The following is a 16,817-nucleotide window of genomic DNA, read 5'->3' as shown; positions in this document are numbered from 1 at the left end:
CGAATCACACCCAAATGTGGCGTCCGCAAAGGGATTTGTCAGCGCAGGCGGGCACGGGGTGCAATTTAGCGGCGGCGACCGATGCATTGTACCGGCCTACCGTGTTCTCGAATCCCACAGCCGGCCGCGGGACCGGGAGGCGTCAGGTTTTCGTCTTTCGCTCTGGCCGCCAGCCCCCATCGTTTTGCCCCTCCTCCGGTGGAGGAACGATCGTGCAATGGGCCCCATAGGACATCTAGGACTCATAGGTCCCATCCGTCCTATTGGTCCTATCAATTCCGGGCCCTTAGCCGCTAAGGTTGGACCAAGCGGCGTGCTTTCCAATAGGCGGCCAGGTGATACACGATGCCGCAGCTGGAATTGCGTCGGTAATCGATTCGTGAGGCGATGTCGTTCAGTTGGGCCATTTGACGCTCATCGACCACAGCCCCCTGGGCCATCATCGGGATCAACGCCGATTCCCCTGCCTCACGAACCAGATGCCAGATCTCGCGATACGGCCCCCACTGGGGGTTCTTGTAGCCGGCCTGGTTGATCCAATCGTTGACCTTTCGCCAGTCGGGCCCCAGCATTTGCAATTGTTCGTCGCTCTTACCGGCGAGGGCTTTCAAGACGTGTTCCAGCCGAGGTGCCGCGAGCGAACTGACGTGCCGCATGGTTTGCAACAGTTTGTCTTTCAGTTCTTCGTCGGTCTCCAGTTCATACAGCACTTCCAGCGAACACTGCATCTGCAGCAAGGCATAGGCGGGGCTGTGTTTGGAAGGCGACGCCGACTGCGCGACGGCCTGGGCGACATACTTGCGCCACCGTTGTCGATAGCGATCCTGGCCGGTCGTTTCCCAGGCCGCCGCATAGATCATCGGCAACCGCGCCGCTTCGTGTGCCTGGACGTTCCACATCCGGCAGATCCCCAGCGGGCAACGTGTGCCATCGGCGCGACAAAAGTCATAATTGTTTTCCGGCGTCACGAACTCGATCATCCGATCGGCGACATCGGCCAGGATGCCGGCGATCTCCGTTTTCGTCGCTTCGTCAGGCAGGGGACTGCGATAGTATTTCCAAAGTCCGTGGACGAAGTGCGTGTATTGGTCTCGAGAGGAATTGATGTAGACGCTTTGGCCGTCTTCGACACAGACATTTCGGGCGATAAATCCTGGCACCCCATGGACGGTCGCACAGCGTCGCATTCCGGCGAACACCCGCGCGGCATCGGTTCGCAATTGCGTTTCACCGGTGACCGCAAATCGGTCACAAAGCGTACTCAGCATCGCACCGCCCAGGATCATGCCGTCTTCCATCCCGGTGCTGTACCCGCAGGGATTGGGATACTGCCGGCCGACCTCCTCGGCGGTCGGCAAGTGTGCCAACTCCTTGCCGGGTTCGTAACTGCTCAAGTAGTCCATGAACGTTTGCGAATCCGGATGAAAGAAGCGTCCCCAGACGACCTCCCAGGCTTGTCCCATTTTTTGGTCCAGTCCATCGGTTTGCCCTTGGGCGCGCACCGCACCGGGGAAAGCAACAAAGAACACGCCGAGTATTAAAAAGGGTTTCATATCGCGAAGAGGTTGTGGTTCAAGTTGTGAAATCGACACCGGCAATCTGCCCCAGTCCCAGCCAATGATAGAGGAACGTGTAAACGGTTGCTGCAACCGCACAGAAGGCGATGATCGCCAGCGCGGTCAGCAGCGGACCGACCTTCCGCGGCGCGATTCGAAAGGCGACCGGAATGACGGCGGTCCAAAAGACAATCGCGCAGAAAAACGTTCCTTCGCTTCGGACCATTGAGTCGTGTGGATCGACGAATCCGGCAAGCGGAAAATGGAACGACGCCAACGGCAATTCCAATAGGTCGATGGCGCGAACGTATCCTGACAATCGCCACATCACCTCCGCGACGATGAACGCGGCAAAGTACCACGCAAAAAACGCGGTCCTGTTGGGGCCAGCACTGCTGCTTGGGGGGGCATCGGCAGGGGTGCCGATCGTCCAACGCGGTGGTCGGAAAGGGTTTTGCATCGCTCGGGCTCACTGAAATCGTTGCGGATGGCAGAGCGAATGCACCACTTCACGCATCCGACTGGGCTGAAACGGCGGTTTGATGGGGCTTGCCCCCCGATATTTGCCGGCGAACGTGGCAAAGCGGCCCTGGGACACCAGATTTAGTGGATTTGGGGCGTCGTAAAGGGTGGCGGGGACAAGGTATCCTGTAGCGCGAGTGTTAGGACCGGTTTCACTGTCATTTTCGGATCCATCCGCCATCCGCATCCCGCGTGTTGCCCATTGATTCTGGTCGACCGGGGGTCCGGAGTCCGATGGAGGCCGACGGTCAACCGATCGTTTCATCGATCGTCCCGAAGGATCGGGATCGCCACCGGGCAGCCCAGTCGGCTGCCGGGGCGGCGAAACGGGACGGAGACCCGAGGCCGCAGGACAAAACGTCATTACGCGTTGGTTGGGTTCGTGGATTTTAAGCAATTTTTTGGCGACGTCGCTCCCCCCCGAGATCATTACGTTGCGATCCTGCGGCATTGGGCCGAGCATCGCGGCGATTCGGCGGCGTTCCGCTTTACAGACGTCGAGACGCACGACACATCGCTTACCTATGACGAGCTGTGGCGGGAAGTCCGTGCGCTGGCGGGATACCTGCAAGGCAAATGTCGGATTCGGCCCGGGGATCGCGTCTTGCTGTTGTATCCGCCCGGACTGGACTTCATCGTCGGATTCTTTGCCTGTCATGCCGCCGGAGCGATCGCGGTCCCGGCGTTCCCGCCGCGTTCGAATCGAAAGGCGTCGCGGATCCGTTCGATCGTCGTCGACGCCGACGCCAAGTGGGCCCTCACCACGCGGGCGGTTGCCGAACGACTGACCGGTCAAACGTGGCATGAGGATTTGGTCGGCGTTCAGGTGTTGGGCACCGATTGTCCCAATTGCCGCGACATCGACCGTTATCGCGAGCCGGTGATCGACGGTGACACGCTGGGCGTGCTGCAATACACCTCGGGGTCGACCGGATCGCCCAAGGGCGTGATGTTGACTCAGCGGAATCTGGTCGCCAACGCCGAATTGATCTGGCACGCGTTCGAACCGAGTCCACAAACCATCGGACTGTCCTGGTTGCCGACCTACCACGACATGGGGCTGGTCGGTGGGATCTTGATGCCCTTGTTCGTCGGCTGCACGAACGTGTTGATGAGCCCGATGACGTTCTTGCAGCGTCCGGTGCGATGGTTGCGCGCGATCACCAAGTATGGCGTGACCGTGACCGGCGGCCCCAATTTTTCGTATCAATTGTGTGTCGACAAGATCGCCGAATCCGAGATGGAAGGGCTGGACCTGAGCACCGTGGCGATCGCGTTTAACGGTGCCGAACCGATTCGCGCCAACACGCTCGAAGCGTTTCGTCAAAAGTTTGAACCGTACGGATTTCGCGGCTCGGCCAGTCTGCCCTGCTACGGGATGGCCGAAACAACATTGATCGTTACCGGCGGCCCCAGCGAAACGCGTCCGGTGCTGCAATCGTTTGACCGCTTTGAACTGGACAAGAAACACGTCGTCCCGCGTGAGGACGACGATCCCGCGGCCCGCAAGTTGGTCGGTTGTGGCGCGGTGCTTCCCAACGAAACGGTGTTGATCGTCGATCCGGAAACCCGCAGGGTCTTGGCCGACGACCAGATCGGCGAGATCTGGGTCGACAGCCCCTCGGTCGGTGCGGGCTATTATCAACGCAAGGAGGCGACCGAGCGGACGTTCAAGGCGATGACCGAGGACGGTCGCGGGCCGTTCTTGCGGACCGGTGACCTGGGGTTTCTGTTTGAAGGCCAACTATATGTTTCCGGCCGCTTGAAGGACATGATCATCGTCCGCGGGGTCAACCGCTATCCGCAGGACGTCGAAGAAACGGTCGAACGCGCCAGTTCGATCGTCCAGGCCGGTGCGGTCGCGGCGTTTGCGATGGAACACGACGGTCGCGAGCAATTGACGGTCGTTGCCGAAGCGGCCCGCGTCCGCGATGTCGATTGGGACGCCCAAATCCAAGCCATTCGACGCGCCGTCACCGATGAACACGATCTGCCCCCCGATGCGGTCTATCTGGTTCGCAACAGCAGCGTCCCGAAAACCAGCAGCGGAAAGATCCAACGCCACGCCTGCCTGCACGCCGTTCGCGACAACGAATTGAAGTTGATCGCCAAATGGGTCCGCTGGGAAGAAGTCGCCGGAACCACCGCTGTGGGCGATGCAATGCCGATGATGCAGGCCGCCGCGGCAAGCGGGCGCGGCGAATCCGTCGACGAGGCCGACGTCAACCCGCTGGTCGTTGCCGCGGTTCAGTACCACGTGCGAACCGTGGCCGGCGAGCGCGCCACGTCGCTGCGATTGGACACCAACATCGTCCTGGATCTGGGGCTGGACAGCTTGGAACGGCTGGAGATCGCCCGCAACCTGGAACGGACCTTCGGCGGACGGTTCCCCGAACAGGTGCTCGACGAAATCGAAACGATCGGCCAAACCGCCTTGGCCATCCAACGCTATCTGCCGCCCGGGGCCGACGCACGTGCCGAAGCGATGCTGACCGGAACCGCCGACGCCGCCCATCAAACCGTCACGGTCAGCGCCGATGCCAGCACGGTCGCCGACACCCGACCGGTCGCCGAAGAGCCGGCCGTGGAACCGGAGGATCAGGTCGAACAGTTCGCCGAGTACCGACGGCTGAAAGCGACGATGGAACAGATGCAGATGACCGGGGTTCCCAATCCCTATTTCACGGTCCACGAAAGCATCGTCGCCGACACCACCGTCGTCAACGGAAAGGAACTGATCAGTTTTGCCAGTTACAACTACCTGGGGATGAGCGGCCATCCGGACGTTTCCAAGGCCGCCGCCGATGCGGTCCAGCGTTACGGCACCAGCGTCTCGGCCAGCCGACTGGTCTCCGGTGAAAAACCGATCCACGGTCAACTGGAACGAAAACTCGCCGAATTCATCGGTGTCGACAACTCGATTCTGATGGTCGGCGGTCACGCAACCAACGAAACCACCATCGGCCACTTGGTCGGCGAAGGCGACTTGATCTTGCACGATGCGCTGGCCCACAACAGCATCGTTCAAGGTGCGTTGCTCTCGGGCGCACGCCGCAGACCGTTCCCGCACAACGACTACGCCGCCCTGGATCGAACCCTGACGGAAATCCGTTCGAATTATCGTCGGGTGCTGATCATCGTCGAAGGCGTCTACAGCATGGACGGCGACTTTTGCAACGTCCCCGAATTCATCGCCGTCAAAAAGCGACACCGTGCGATGTTGATGGTCGATGAAGCCCATAGTTTCGGCACCATGGGAAAACACGGCCGCGGCATGGCCGAGCACTATGGCATCGATGCCCGCGACGTCGATATTTGGATGGGAACGCTTTCCAAATCGGCGGCCTCCTGCGGCGGCTACATCGCCGGTTCCAATGCACTGGTGGAATTGCTGCGTTACACCGCACCGGGATTCGTTTTCAGTGTCGGCATGCCGCCGGCCCAAGTCGCCGCGGCACTGGCGGCGATCGAAACCCTGGAAAAAGAACCCGAGCGTGTCGAGCGGCTTCGGCAACGCAGCGAACTGTTCTTACAGCTTTGCAAAGACGCCGGATTGGACACCGGTGCCAGCGCTGGCACCCCCGTGGTCCCCGTGATCACCGGCAATTCGATGGTCGCCTTGAGATTGTCCAATCGACTCAAGGGCGACGGGATCAACGTCCAACCGATCCTGTATCCGGCCGTGGACGAATCCGCCGCCAGACTGAGATTCTTTCTGACCAGCGAACATTCCGAACAGCAAATCCGTTTTGCCGTGGAACGCACGGCACATCACCTGGCCGAACTCGGGTTTGCCACCGCCGCGTCGGCGTAGGCGCGGGACGGCACAACTGCGATCCGTGGGCTTGTGCAAGCCGACTCCATTTTTGGGCAATTCGGGTAAGAAGATTTCGGGGGCAAGACAATTCTGAAGCATCCCATCCATTCGATGGTGCTTATTTTCCTACCTCCAAAATTTTCCTGCCCCTCCAGCCAACGACGGTGTCCTGTCACGGGCATCGGAGCCGGGAGAGGGTTGGCAGAATGATTCGGGGCAGAATGATGTTGTGTGTAGGCTGACGAAATCAACAGACCGCGACGGTTACGGCGTTGTCACAACGCCCAGGCGTCGCAGCCAATCGGCACACAGGTCGGGCCACTGCTTGGCGCCCGGCAGGCTTTGGGCGAGCCCCAGGCCATGCCGTCCTTTGGGGAACACGTGCAGCTCCGCGGCGACGCCGTGCCGCACACATGCCAGGTAGTAATCGATGCTGTTTTGCACGGGCACGGCGGTGTCGGCGCCGGTGTGGAACAGAAACGCCGGCGGTGTCTTGTCGCTGACCTGCTTTTCATTGGACAGCGATTGCAGCAGCGCCTCGTCGGGGTCCGCACCGATCAGGTTTCGTTGGCTGCCCTTGTGCGTGTGGGGCTGGCCGAATGCGATCACGGGGTAGCACAGGATGCTGAAATCCGGTCGTGAGGAAACGCGTGCGATCGGATCCTCCGACGCCGGGTCGCCGTCGACAAAGTGCGTCGAGACGGTGGAGCACAAGTGGCCTCCGGCGGAGAACCCGATCACGCCGATCCGATCGGGATCGATGTTCCATTGTTCGGCTCGGGCGCGCAGCGTTTGAATCGCGCGCTGGGCGTCCACCATCGGGGCCGGATGCCCGTAGCCTTTCCCATCGTTGCCTTTGCCCCGCAAACGATAGGTGCAAATCGCCGAGGTCACGCCCAGCGATTCGAACCAAGCCGCAAATTGGTGGCCTTCGTGATCCATCGCGTGGCCGCCATATCCGCCGCCCGGCAAAATCACGACCGCCGCGGTCGGCGATTTGGATTCGACACGTGTGACAATCAATTCAGGAAGATCGCCTTCACCGCGGAGCGTCGTTCCGGGCGGCAGGTCGGGCCAAAGCGGCATCGTCGTCGGTTCCGCCGCTGGGCAAACCGAAACCGAGACGAAAAGAAGAGCGAAGAGAAAACCGCAGCGTCGAAATCCAGAGTTCATAAACGTGATGCCAATCGGGGAAGGGAGGTGGGAGGGGATCATGATGCGTCAAACGCGGCGCGCAACTGGACAACGCCACTTCGAAGTGGCAATGCACGATTCCAGCATGGTAGGCGCCGAGGATCCACCTTCTGGCGAAGGTAGCTACGTTTGCGCGGCAGTTAGTTTACACGCCGCCGACGCCCGCGCACCAGCGACCCGAAACCGACATTTCTGACCATCGGCGTGGTGAGCGAATCGAAACAGCCGCCCCTAGCGCGCGATCGGTTGACGTGGCAGGGTCAGGTAGAACGATGCACCGCCCAGCACCGATGCCCCCAATTGCATTTGGCCGCCGTGCAGTTCGACGATCCGCCGTGCCCGGGCCAACCCCAGTCCGGTGCCGATCGTCTTGGTCGTAAAGAAGGGCTCGAAGACACGTTCGTGATCTGCCGCAGCGATTCCTGGTCCGTTGTCGCTGACGACCATGGTGATCGCGGGACGATGATTCAGCACTCCCGTTTGATAGGACACATCGATCCGAGTCGTTTTGGATCCGGTTTCGGCGGCATTGTCAAACAAGATCTTCATCACCTGCCAGATCGCGTCGCGGTCCATTTCACACGACAGGTCCATTCCTTGCGTGGGGTGTTGCAGCGTCAATTGATCGTCGACGGGCAGCACCGACGCCCAGGCCTCCTCGACGACGTCGTCCAAGCGACCGACCGAGCAATTCAGGTGCATCGGTTCGGCATAGTGCAACACTTCTTCGTACAGACAAACTAGCCGTTGCTGCGCCAGCTCGATTCGATCGAGCAACTTGCGCGCGTCGGCGTCATCAGCGATCCAATAGCGCAGCAAATCGATAAAGCCTTGGGCTTGTTGTAGCGAATTTCGCCCCTTGTGGCTCAATCCTTGCATCGCATCGCCGATCGCCGCCAGTCTCGTGGTTTCAACCAATTGATGTTCAATAATCTTTCGATCCGTGATCGACACGTGGGCGGTCACGGCTTTGGACGCGTCTCCTTTCAGGGGCGAGACGTGCAGCAGGAACCAACGCTTTTCGGTCGCGCAGTGGCACGGGTATTCCAAAGTGAACACATGGCGTTTGCCCGCGAGCACGTCGCTGATGCCCTGGTACGCTTGTTCGGCATAGTACAGTTCATCGCCGCGGGCTGAGCGACAGACGTCAAAATAATTGGCGCCCACGCCGGTCAGCGAGGGGCAGCCTCCGTTCTGGACCGCGAAGTCCTCCCACGCCTGATTCGTGGCCAGAATCGCCCCGGTCGTGTTGACCACCGCCACCTCGGCCGTCAACGAATCAAGCACCTGGGCGGCGAGTTCGTGATTGGGGTGAAACCGCGTGTCACAGTCAATCGCATTGCCAGCAGCCATCGGACGCTCACGGGACAGCGGAATGATTTCAGCGAATCGGATGCCCCTTTATTCTATACCTGATCGAAGCGTTCATTGGCGAACCTTTTGTTCGGACGCCTGAAAGAGTTGTGATTTCATGCGCGGAAGCTGGCCGGCGCGCGGAGAGTCGTTTCCACGATCCGAAACTTCATGCCGCGGATGGCCGCGCCGCCGTTGTGAAAGCACAGCCCTTGATACTGGATGCCATCGAGTTCGACGTGCGTGTGTCCGAAGTAAACATCTGTCACGCCCTCGGAGAGACCGTGTCCGATGCTTTCGACGTACTCTTTGACTCGTCGCAGCACCACCATTTCGCGGATCGACAACACCACCAAACGATGGAGTCGAGCATGAATCGCCATGTCATAGGCGACGTGCCACAACCCCGTCTTTTTCTTCTTCCGCTCGAATTTCTGCCGCCGTGAATCCAGCCGCGCGTGATCGAGCGGTCCGTCGGCGACATCGCCGTGCAAAAACAAACAATTGTCCAGTCGGGCAAAGTAGCGATGCCAGGTGAAACTGGGATGACGCGACGCCAACGCAGCTAACTGTTCGACAAACTCCGGCCGCGAATCGTGGTTGCCCAAAATGTAGTGGTACTCGCAGTTTTCATTTTGCTCCACTAAATCCTCGATCCACTCGATCGCCTTTTCCACCGATTTCTCGTCGCTCTCGTGCGTGCTCCACTTGAAATCGAAAATGTCACCGCCCAGCACCACCGTGTGCGTTTGACGCGCTTTTTGTCGCAACTCCGGCAGAATCATATCCCCCGTCGAACGACTGGAAAAAAGATGCAAATCGGAAACGAAGTACCCGTTGGACGATTCAGTTCCACTCATCGTTGTCCTGCTTGATTCGATGATCGCACCGGGTCAACCGCGTACAGTACGGGGGACGAAAAAGTTGCCGGTGGCGAAGCGTCGGCCGGCCTGCGGCATCCATCGTACTCGGAATCGAGAAGGACGAACAAGGACGCCGATCGGTAGCGATTGCCGGCCGCGGGGGATCGATTCACAGCGATACCGCAACTCGACGCCACCTCTCCCAAACCCTAAAATCTGTCACTCGTGTGCGAAGAAACCGTTATGATCGGTCAATCGGTGCGACCCTCTTTTCAATGCGTGGGGTTGAATCGACAGCACTAGTATGTGGTCCGGTTGATTCACCGAATTGGAACGGACCGATCCGATACAGGAGGTTGGGGTGGCGAATTCGGCTGAATTGATGAACCGACACGGTGCGGTCAAATTACTGTACATCGACGACGATGTCCTCGGACTGAAGTCGCTGACGGTTTTGATGCAAACCTTGGGCTATCAAATCGAATCCGCCGAAAGCGCGACGGCTGGCTTGGAAATGGTCCGCCAAGAAAAATTTGACCTGGTTTTGACCGACATGAACATGCCCGGCATGAACGGGCTGCGACTGACCCAAGAAGTCAAAACCATCGCACCGAACACCCCCGTCATCGTCATCACCGGAAGCATCGACGCCCAACGCAGTGACCAAACCGACGACGGCCCCGACTGTGTGCTCGTCAAACCGCTCGATCTACAAGTGTTCTCCGAACAAGTCAATCGACTGCTCAACCGCGAACCATCACGCGAGCCGCAGTAGGCAGTAGGCAGTAGGCAGTAGGCAGTAGGGTGAGAATAGGGGACAGAAAAATTAGGGGCAGAAAAATGGGGGGAGGCGAAGATTTCAGGCAACTTTGAAACCTGAAACTCGCCCGCTACCCGATCGCCGAGCGAATTCGATCGACCAGTCCGTTGTCGCGGTCTCCGCTTGCGGGCAACAGGTAGGTTGATGCGGCCAGGTAGCTGTTGCGGAAATCCGGTGAGACGGCATAAAAATCTTCCAGCACCGCCGAGCTGAACTTGTAGTCGTGCGAGTCGTTGCCTTTTAGAAATACCAATTGGCGGGCGGTCTGGATCATCTGCTCGGCCTGGCCGCCGCCGGAGAGGAATTGCATCGCGGCTTGTGACGCCCCGGATCGGTCTTGACCGGCGGTTTCAAAGATTTTGGTCGGCGCCATCGTCGTGGCGGTGGCGTCCATTTGTTGCAACTCGTTAATCCGTTTGTTTGCCACCTTGCCGCGCGACTGCATGGAGGACCGGAAGTGGGGAATGAAGGCCGCGTTTTGCAACAACAGACGCAACCGGGTCTTGGGATCGCGGGCGGTCCGATAGGCGTACTGCATCGCGTTGGTGGTCGTGGAGGAATGCAACGAGATGATGCCCGGTTGTTGCATCAGCATTTCACCGGCCGATAGGAATAACGCATCGGCGATCGATTGGGGGTGAATCCCAGATTGAATCAATTTGGCCGTCTCACGCACGGCCTGCTGTGGTGACGCTTCACGGAGTGTATCCAGGTGCGCCAAGGACGTTGCCGGATCCATGTTGCCGCTGTTCCAACGGTCGTCGAATCCATCGATCAATTCCTCGGTCACTCGGCAAGCCGCATCGGGGGTCAAGTCGCTGTCGGCAGGGTTGGGTTCGCCGTTGTGGTTCAACAGTGCGTAGGTCAACGAACGCAGCACCGGCTCGGAGTAGCGCCAGCCGATGCATTGCAAGGTTCGAAAGCTGTTCGCCACAAAGATCGCCTTGTGTCCGATGCTGCGGAAATCTCGACATCCGTAATGGGCCATCAGCTCAAACACCTCGTTCACACCGGCCGACCGGGCCAATCCCGCGATCGCGACGTCGGCAGCATCGACATCCCAGCGGTCCATCGCATCGATGAACGCTTGGCGGGCCAAGTGGGGTGCGGGCACGGAGGCTTCGTCGACCGCCGCCATCGTCCAGTTGCCCTCGCGGACGTCACGGGCCTGAGAAGATTTAAAGTAATCCAGCGCCCAAAAGATCGGCAGCCAACGATCCTGGTCCGGTGAAGCAAGGCTGGCCAAATGCGCCGAATTGACCACCAACACCGCATGGAATTTGAATCCCACACTCGGCCGCGGCTGGACGTTGCGGACGCCGGCCAACAACAGCGCGGTCAGGACTTCTCGATAGGACGTGCCGCTGCGCACCTTGTCGGCAAACACTTCCACCACGCGGTTGCGTGGGGTGTCTTCCAACAATCGCACCAGCGGCTCGATGTCGTCACTGAAGCGGACGGACTGTTGATCCAGCGTCGCCTCGGCCGCACTGACCCGCGGCAATCGGTTGATGAACTCCAGTTCCCCCAAGGCAACGGCGGCCGTGACACCTCCGCAAACGCCCATGAAACGCCGACGACCACTTGTTGTTGCTGGCCGATTGATCATCACCGTGCTCCCCTGATTCCCAAGTCCCTGTGAAAGAGTCCGTCAATCGTTCATCGTACCCGATGGAACATCGCGTTGCGAATCATTAGTGCACCAACGACAACAGGTACGCCAACAAGTCTTTGGTTTGTTCCTCGCTCAGCGTCTCATGAAAGTTTGCCGGCATGGGGGAATTGCCCACGATTTTTTGACGCACGATCTCGTCAACGGGGACGTTGATTTCTTTGCCCGTCTGATCGACGATCACCAATTGTTCGCCATCGGTCCGCTTGATCAAACCACTGTACACCTGACCGTCATCGGTCAACACGACGCTGGCACGGAACGCGGCGTCGATGTTGCGGTTCGGGGTCAGCACGTCTTCGATCAACCGCTCCAGTCCGCGATTGCCCACCCCGTCCAGGTTCGGACCGACGGCCACTCCCTTGCCGGCGATTTGATGGCAGACGGCACACTGCTTGGTAAACAACGCGGCCCCGGCGCCGGCGTCGCCTCCGTCACGCACATAGGCCGCTTTCCGCGCGTTCATTGCCGCGACCAACGCTTGGTCCTCGCTCGGCAGATCTCCGGTCAGTTTTGAGATCCGATGCGACTGCTCCTCGGTCGCCAAACTGTCCAGTTTGCCGCTGATGGCCGGATCGACCAACAATCGCGGCGACGCTTGGCCGGCTTCGACGAGTGCCAACAGCGTTTGCACACCGGATTGATCCGACGAAAGTTTTCCCGCGATCCGCAACTGTTCGGCCGCCGTGGCCAGCTTGGTGACCTTGCCCATCACGGGGACGATCTGGTCGTTGTCGGGGTTCAACAACAGGTCGGTCAGTTCGCCGCGCAATGCCGGATCAACGCCAACGACGGCGATGGACTGGGCGAGCGCCGAGGAATGCGAGCTGGAGTTCAATGCCGCAATGGCCGTCGCAAAGTCGGCGGCAAGTTGACGGCCGATGTCACCGTCACGAAGCACCTGCGTCGCCACGCCGGCGAGCCCGTTCAGTTCGAAGTCGCCGATCAATCGAGCGGCCTTGCTAAATTCGCTCGCCTGGTTGCTGGGATTCAATCCTTCGATCGAAAAACGTCCCACCGCCATCCACGCGAACGCCCCGGCGGTATCCCCGTCGACCAGTTCGACAAACACGTCGCGACCGGCCGCGTCACCGGATCGCCAAGTCACTTTTTGTGCGGTGTCATTCCGCGGCGGGCTCCAGGTCTGCAGCACCGCTTGGGACACCGCGTCGCGAACACGCACCACGTTCAAATTCTGGAGCGGTTTGTCGGGAAAGCCGTCGTGTCCGGCCACAAAAAACGTCAGCTGCTCGGGCAACGGGAATGAATCGCTGCGATAAATTCCGGTCCGGGACTCGCCGAGCGGGAAACTGCTGTGCAGTCTGGACGCCGGTTGACCGTCAGCTGAATTGCGGTTGGTCGACAACACCCAGGGATTACCGTGGTCCGGCGTGCCGGGGTACGGCAAGTAGGTCCAACCGATTTGCCGCGGACTCTCGGGCAACAACGCATCACCCTCACGCAGACCAAGGTAGCGACGTGCCAGACGCGTCGCCCAGTCGGTTACTACCGTGGGGTTTTCGATGCCGCGTTGGCCGAGTCCGTTGCGGATCGAACGCAGCAAGTCTTCTTGAAATGCGACGTTGTCTTCGAAACGGTCTTCGGCCATCCGGGCGATCGAATCCAAGTGCTGCGGTGAAGCATAGCGAGCGGCGAAAGCCAGATAGGTCGACAGTTGTTCCGGCTGTAAATCCTGAAGCTGTGACACGTGGGCAGCCAGAAACTCGCCGGCAAATGCGGTCCGGATGCCCAAGCAGAGGTCGATCACAGCCCGCATGTCTTGCGTAGTAAGGGAATCGGTGAAGACGCGAAAACGATCGGCGTCGCGAAGGTGGTCGCGCAGTGACATGCGGATCGCGTGGATCAGGTGGACATCCGACGCCGGAGTTTGATGAAGTGTTTTCATCAACTGGACGGTCAGCGGCATCGAAGGAGATGTCGCCGCGGCGATCGCCGCACAGCGCCGCACCATCGCATCGGGATCCTGCAATCCCGCGAGCAACAACGCCGATAACACTTCATCGGCACCGTCTCTGGCTCCGATCAATTGCATCGCGTGAACGCGGACCCTGGCAGATTCGTCCTGCGCCGCGGCCTGGATCTCAGAATCGGTGATCGCGCCCAACCGGTGCAGAACCCACAGCATCTGAACTTTCGCGTCGGCGCTGGGGCTTTCGGCAAACGCCCCGCGAATCGGTTCGACCGCGGCGGCACCGAACTGATCGGCCAGCCGATCTGCCGCGAGGGCACGTCGGGTCAGGTTGGCTGAATCCAACTGGCCGATCGCCCGAGAGATCTGGTCATCGTTCGCATCAAACGAGCTTCGATTCGATGTCACCTCGGGCATGTCCCGACGCACGTCCGCCGGGTCGTCAAAGACGATCCGCCAGATCCGTCCGCGGTGACGATCGCGACCGGGGTGATCGAGCCCGACTTCGTAGTGCCCGATGATGCGGTTGTAAAAGTCGGCGACGTACAAGGCGCCATCGGGACCGACCTGCAAATCGACCGGTCGAAACCAGGGATCGCCGGAAATCAAGAAATCGGATTCTTCGCGTGCCGAAACCGTCGATCCGTTGCGTTGAATCGAATTGCGATTGATCCGGCTGGTCATCACGTTGCCACCGAAGGAGTTGCCGTGATAGACCGGCGGGAACGCGTTGTCGTGGTACAGAGCAATCCCGCCGATGGCCGTGCTGCCGTGCAAGTGTTCCATTACATTGGGGACAAACCCCAAGCCATCGTGAGGCTTACCGAACCCCTGATACACGCCACCCCGCATCAGCAAGGTGACCGGTTTGGTGTGACAGTCGGCGGTAAACAAGTCTCCGTCGGGATCGATCGCCATGCCGAACGGATTGACTTGGCCGTCGGTGAAATGTTCGATCCGCGATCCGTCGGTGCGAATCCGGAACGTGTTGCCCGAGTGCATCGTGACCGTGTGACCGTCGCCGCCGGTGACCGAGGATTGATTGTTGAACCCATGGCAGGCGTACAGCCAGCCGTCGTACCCACGGGTGAATCCGTTGCACATGCCGTGGGTGTCGCGTGAGTAGTCGAAGGGCCCGTACAGGATCTCGCGTGTGTCGCATCGATCGTCGCCGTCGGTGTCACGCAAGAACCAGATGTTGGGGATGCTGTAACAGATCACGCCGTCACGATAGGGATACAATCCGATCGGGATGTTCAGCCCGTCGGCGAACGTGGTGATTTTATCGGCGCGACCGTCGTCGTCGGTGTCTTCGAGGATCTTGATCGTATCGCGTCCTTCGCCTTCGGCAGCGGGGAACGGGTACTCGACGCTGCTGCTGACCCACAACCGCCCCTTGGCGTCAAAGGCCAAGTTCATCGGCTTGGCAATTTCGGGTTCGGCGGCGACGAGCTGTACTTTGAACCCTGCCGGCAGAACAAACGACTCACGCTCCTGTTCAGGCGTCAGCGGTTCGGTGGTCCTGACGGCGGTTTTAAATTCGTCGCTGCCGACGGGATGTGCCGCGTCGGACGACGGTTCGGGGGCCGGTTCAGCGTTTCCGCTGTTGAGCAACACATAGGTCCCCAGCTTGTTTCCGACAATGACATCGACGTGTCCGTTGCGGTCGACGTCCGCGGTGGTCAACTGAGTTCCTACGCCGACACGCTGGTCGATCAGATGCGGCTGAAAATTGACGCCGTATTCGGAGCGGACGGTACGCAGCCAGTACAACACCGGCAACTCGGACGCGCCCGGATCATTCCCGCCGTGGGCCCAGAATCGTTTTCCCGTCACGATGTCTTTGATGCCATCGCCGTCGATGTCGGCCAGTGCGACCGCGTGCATTTGGGAGATCGCCAGTCCGTAGGGATTGTCCGACGGCTTGCTGCCCAGGATCAGACGTTCGACGAACAGATACTCCTCACCGCTGCCGCGTCGCTCGAACCAGCTCAATCCATACCCGTGCGCATTTTTGACCGATAGCACGTCGTTGTCGCCGTCGCCGTCAAAGTCATAGGCGAACATTTGGGATCCACCCGAAGCGGCGAATTTCACCGGGTGAAACTTAAACGTTTCGCCGCTCGTTTCAGGCTGTTTCCACCAGCCGTCTTTTTCTAGCAGATCGGCACGCCCGTCGCCGTCCACGTCGCCGACGCCCAACCCGTGCGTGAATCGCCCGTAGCCACGGTCGTCGCTGATGGGGGTGAATGACCACGGCGCGGTTGGATCAGTGGCATCGGGCCGGGCATAGCCGTAGCATCCTTTGTGGATGCAAACCAGTTCCTCCACACCGTCTCCGTCAATGTCCGAAAACGTCGGCGACTCGTTGTCGACACTCGACAGCGCGGTGTGGCGGTTCCAGGTCGATGATCGATCCGCGGTTCCGGGATTTTCGTACCACACGCCCGCCGTGCCGGGCATCGGGACGCAGAACACATCGATGTGCCCATCGCCGTTGAAGTCGCGTGCGAAGGAAAAGAAGTGATCGGAGTAGGCCTTGATCGAGTAGTTTTTGACCTCGGCGTAAGTGTGTCGCGTGCGGAAGTCCGGCCCTTGGTACCAATACGGCCCGGAAACGATGTCGTTGTGCCCGTCACCATCGATGTCCGCCACGTCGGCCCCTTCGCTGTGAAACGATTCACTGAGAACGATTTTTTGGAATCGAGACGTCTCTGATTGGGCCGACAGGAATCTCGGCAGCAAGACGGAAACAGACACGAACAAGAACGCGCGCCACAGAGCGGAGCAGGAAGGATTCATCGGCGGATCAAAGGTGGGGAAAGTCGCAGGAGGGAAGGGAACGGACCGATCGGTCAATCCATAGGATACTCGATCATGGAGAATCCGAGTCGGTCAAGATCACCAATGCGGCAATCGGCTGCGGCGGTTTTCGCGTGTTCGCCTGGCAGGGGGGAACGATCGCGCCGCCGTCTCTCGCTGCGAATGAGATCTGCTAGATTGGTCAGCCGATCGTCAAAACGGTCCCCTTGATCGAGACGGGAACAGTAAGCGTTGAAGTGTGGGTAGGAAGATTTAGGAGGTAAGAAA

Annotated in this window: 9 protein-coding genes; 2 read left to right on the top strand and 7 right to left on the bottom strand. The window is 59.8% G+C overall.

What is annotated here, in order from left to right; genetic code table 11:
* Positions 1-293: 293 nt before the first annotated feature.
* Positions 294-1,553 carry a hypothetical protein gene (locus H1B37_RS23570; RefSeq protein ID WP_286178087.1) on the bottom strand — a complete coding sequence of 420 codons (1,260 nt, stop codon included), beginning with the start codon at positions 1,551-1,553 and terminating at the stop codon, positions 294-296.
* A 19-nt stretch (positions 1,554-1,572) separates the two neighbouring features.
* Positions 1,573-2,016 (bottom strand): hypothetical protein, encoded by a 444-nt coding sequence (locus H1B37_RS23565; RefSeq protein ID WP_182869430.1) that lies wholly within the window; start codon positions 2,014-2,016, stop codon positions 1,573-1,575.
* A gap of 444 nt (positions 2,017-2,460) precedes the next feature.
* Here H1B37_RS23565 and H1B37_RS23560 point away from each other — a divergent pair, with 444 nt between their 5' ends.
* Positions 2,461-5,892 carry an aminotransferase class I/II-fold pyridoxal phosphate-dependent enzyme gene (locus H1B37_RS23560; RefSeq protein ID WP_182869428.1) on the top strand — a complete coding sequence of 1,144 codons (3,432 nt, stop codon included), beginning with the start codon at positions 2,461-2,463 and terminating at the stop codon, positions 5,890-5,892.
* 267 nt (positions 5,893-6,159) lie between these two features.
* Here the strand turns inward: H1B37_RS23560 and H1B37_RS23555 are convergent, their stop codons facing one another.
* The 3 genes from H1B37_RS23555 to H1B37_RS23545 all read right to left on the bottom strand — a co-directional run bounded on the left by H1B37_RS23555 (position 6,160) and on the right by H1B37_RS23545 (position 9,302).
* Positions 6,160-6,981 (bottom strand): alpha/beta hydrolase, encoded by an 822-nt coding sequence (locus H1B37_RS23555; protein ID WP_286178084.1) that lies wholly within the window; start codon positions 6,979-6,981, stop codon positions 6,160-6,162.
* Positions 6,982-7,320: 339 nt separating this feature from the next.
* Complete coding sequence (locus H1B37_RS23550; protein WP_182869424.1) at positions 7,321-8,442, bottom strand: ATP-binding protein; 1,122 nt, start codon at positions 8,440-8,442, stop codon at positions 7,321-7,323.
* 116 nt (positions 8,443-8,558) lie between these two features.
* Positions 8,559-9,302, bottom strand: a complete 744-nt coding sequence (locus H1B37_RS23545; protein ID WP_182869422.1) for a metallophosphoesterase — start codon at positions 9,300-9,302, stop codon at positions 8,559-8,561.
* A gap of 385 nt (positions 9,303-9,687) precedes the next feature.
* Here H1B37_RS23545 and H1B37_RS23540 point away from each other — a divergent pair, with 385 nt between their 5' ends.
* A complete protein-coding gene (locus H1B37_RS23540) occupies positions 9,688-10,080 on the top strand; it encodes a response regulator (RefSeq protein WP_182869420.1) in 393 nt (130 codons plus the stop codon).
* 115 nt (positions 10,081-10,195) lie between these two features.
* On the opposite strand, the gene H1B37_RS23535 is transcribed toward H1B37_RS23540, so the two are convergent.
* Together H1B37_RS23535 and H1B37_RS23530 are read right to left on the bottom strand one after the other, a co-directional pair.
* A complete protein-coding gene (locus H1B37_RS23535; RefSeq protein WP_182869417.1) occupies positions 10,196-11,734 on the bottom strand; it encodes a hypothetical protein in 1,539 nt (512 codons plus the stop codon).
* Positions 11,735-11,819: 85 nt separating this feature from the next.
* Positions 11,820-16,529, bottom strand: coding sequence for a PVC-type heme-binding CxxCH protein (locus H1B37_RS23530; RefSeq protein WP_182869415.1), 4,710 nt, complete (start codon positions 16,527-16,529; stop codon positions 11,820-11,822).
* Between the last annotated feature and the right edge of the window lie 288 nt (positions 16,530-16,817).

It is taken from the genome of Stieleria mannarensis, from assembly GCF_014154935.1.
Taxonomy (GTDB): Bacteria; Planctomycetota; Planctomycetia; order Pirellulales; family Pirellulaceae; genus Stieleria; species Stieleria mannarensis.
This window is presented reverse-complemented; position numbering and strand designations above follow the sequence as displayed.